This window comes from Aequorivita sp. 609 (assembly GCF_014212065.1).
Taxonomy (GTDB): domain Bacteria; phylum Bacteroidota; class Bacteroidia; order Flavobacteriales; family Flavobacteriaceae; genus Aequorivita; species Aequorivita sinensis.
On sequence record NZ_JACJVM010000094.1, the window covers coordinates 1 to 462 of the forward strand.

General features: G+C 44.4%; 1 protein-coding gene. It reads left to right on the forward strand.

Translation table 11 applies throughout. From position 1 onward, the window contains the following. On the forward strand, window positions 1-277 hold a 277-nt coding region (locus tag H4O20_RS15585), incomplete at its 5' end, for a hypothetical protein (RefSeq protein ID WP_185099514.1). Window positions 278-462 lie beyond the last annotated feature (185 nt).

Below are 462 nucleotides of genomic sequence, written 5' to 3' on the forward strand. Positions count from 1 at the left end.
CGAGGGAGGAAAGACTGAAAAGATGAAACTGTACCTGGCTGCAGCCGTGCTGATGCTTGTACTTGCTGTACAGACAGAGGCCCAAGATGAGCCCACACTGGAGGAGCGTTTCGCCAAATTCCAGACTCAGGTGAAGGAGATTGCAGAGGACCTGACAGAGAAGACCAAGACTACGTTTGAACAGCTTGATAAGAGCGAGTTTGCTGTTAAAACCAAGAGCTGGTTTAATGAGCAGTATGAGAAGATGAAGCAGAAGCTGTCTGAAACCTTCAATTAAAATAAAAACCGATGACCTTATACCCTTCATCTCTGCAACCCTGCAATTACTTTGTGATATGTGATATCACCCCCACCCTGTTGTGCCGACTGGCGCATTTGTTACAGTTCAAAACAACTTCTAACTGTGATGATCTGCTCGTCATTTGTGTAATCTGTAAAATAGTTTACAATTTTGTGGGATGC